The following is a 2,191-nucleotide window of genomic DNA, read 5'->3' as shown; positions in this document are numbered from 1 at the left end:
TTTAGAAACATAAAATTCAAAAGTTTTGAACCGCAATTTATTCAGCCTGAGTTTTTTTCGCTATTACTTGCAACGTTTATGTATAAGATTAGTTGCGTGTTTCAAGCACTAAAGTTAGTAAATAAAACACAGATTTAAAGTCTTCGAGAACTTTCGTAAATAAGCTAAAACTAGCAATTAATTTTATACGGTGTTAGGTAAAGTAATTTTTAGAATTCAGATTCTACAATTTTAACTATAAACTCTCCTTTTGTGTTTATTAACCCTTTTTCACTAATTCCTTTAGAATCAATGTTCATTGCAAAAGCTTTTCCATTTACTAAATTTATTATTTTGTCAAATCGTTTACTTAAAATTTCCCTTTTTGAGTTTATGATAACTGTTCTTTGGTTAATTATGTTTTTTCTAATATTAGACTTTAAAATAGCAATCGTTTTTTGTTCATTTACGAGAGAAATTAAATTTTCTTTTGTAGCTTTCACTTCAATTTCTTTATCAAAGGAGTTGACAATTAAACCATTTATGTCTATTAAATTTGTTTCAGAATAATAACTATCTTTCACTAAAGCAAAACCTTTATAAAAATCAGTCACTTCTTTATATTTTGCTTTAATAATTAACTTTCCATTTTTGTCAATATATCCTTTTTTTCTTTCCTTATTTATTACAATAGCTCTGTTAGAGTGGAAATCACCAGGCTTTTTTGTAAATTTAAAAGGAATTTTTTCATTATTTTTTGAATCTATATATCCCCATAAATAATAGTTTCCCGATAATTTACAAACCGCAACTAAACCATTTGAGAAGTTTGAAGATTTATCATATTCAGGTAAAATTACAATTTCATTAGATTTATTTAAAAAACCTATTTTTTTAGTTTTTCGATTTGTAATTTGTTTTAATTCATCATAAAACATTTCAACTTTCTTACTGCTCATTGCTTCAAAAACTTTCATACTTGAAGATAATTCAGTTAAACCTAATTGTTTGTTTATTTCCTTTTGGTTGTAATTACATATTATGTTTCCTTGTAAGTCAATAAAAACTTCTTTATCGTCTTTAGTAACTGCCCAAGTATTATCAGTAATGAAAGGTTTTATTTCTTTAAATTTAAATTCGGTAATTGGGTTTTTGTTAAAATCAATAAGTCTATATAGTTTCGTATTATTGTCAAAATCATATGTAACACCTTTATAAAAACTGAAGGTTGTTAAATTCTTATCGTATTTTTTAAATGTGATTTTGTCAGCTGTAACGTTTCCAAGAGTGTCAACTAATGCAAATCCATCATTTTTTAATATTCCAAAAGATTCTCCATCATAGTTTTTTCCAAAATCATTTGCTACAACTTCTTTTTGAGAATAAACAGAATTGACTAATAATAAAAAAGTAATTGTAATAGTTCCTATTTTCATTTTTTTGCGTTTTTTTTATTTTACCTAACGTTGTTGTATATGGTTTGTTGCGTGTTTTAAACATCTAATTTAGCAAATACAAACCGAATAGAAAATCCGCAAGGATTTTCGTAAGTAGGCTAGAACTAGCAATAAATTATATACGGTGTTAGCAAAAGTTTTTATTCCTTATTCAAAAATTCAGTTACTAAATTATTCTTTTCAGATTCCATTTCACAAGTCCAACTGTCTATAAACCATCTTCCATTTTCAGAATGAAGTTGAACGCTATTTAGTCCTCGAACATTGGATTCAGTTTTTGGGTCAGTTCGTATTTCAAATGCACTCCAAACTTGCGCTATATTTCCGTATTTACTAACTTTTCTTTTAAGTTCCTTTTCATAAAAATCCTCTTTCGGTGATAGTCCGATTGGAATATATTCCGCTTCAAGAGTATGTGATTCCGCTTTTCCGTTTTCGTCTAATCTTGTTATAACAGCATTTTTTGAATGAATAAATTTATCTCTTTCAAATTCCCAAGGTTCACTACTCGAGCCAGAAACAACATCATAATATGCGTTTATTATCGCATCTATTGATTTTACGTCTTCCGTATATTTCTCTTCGTTAGTTTGTCCGAATATTGAATTGAAAGCGAACATTATGCTAATTGATGTGAGTACTATTTTATTCATATTCAATTGGTTTTTCAAATTTTTGCTAACGTTGTTGTGCTATGGTTTGTTGCGTAAATTTAGCGAAAAAATAATTAAAATACCAGACTTTTATGTGTGCGA

The 2,191-nt window shown here is 27.2% G+C and carries 2 protein-coding genes; both read right to left on the bottom strand.

Translation table 11 applies throughout. From position 1 onward, the window contains the following. Positions 1-209: 209 nt before the first annotated feature. Entirely contained in the window at positions 210-1,415 is a 1,206-nt protein-coding gene (locus GQS58_RS16770) for a WG repeat-containing protein (protein ID WP_166388039.1), read from the bottom strand. A gap of 161 nt (positions 1,416-1,576) precedes the next feature. Beyond that, positions 1,577-2,089 carry a hypothetical protein gene (locus GQS58_RS16765; RefSeq protein WP_166388037.1) on the bottom strand — a complete coding sequence of 171 codons (513 nt, stop codon included), beginning with the start codon at positions 2,087-2,089 and terminating at the stop codon, positions 1,577-1,579. Positions 2,090-2,191: the final 102 nt, after the last annotated feature.

It is taken from the genome of Polaribacter sp. 11A2H (assembly GCF_011379025.1).
In the GTDB taxonomy this organism is placed as follows: Bacteria; Bacteroidota; Bacteroidia; order Flavobacteriales; family Flavobacteriaceae; genus Polaribacter.
This window is presented reverse-complemented; position numbering and strand designations above follow the sequence as displayed.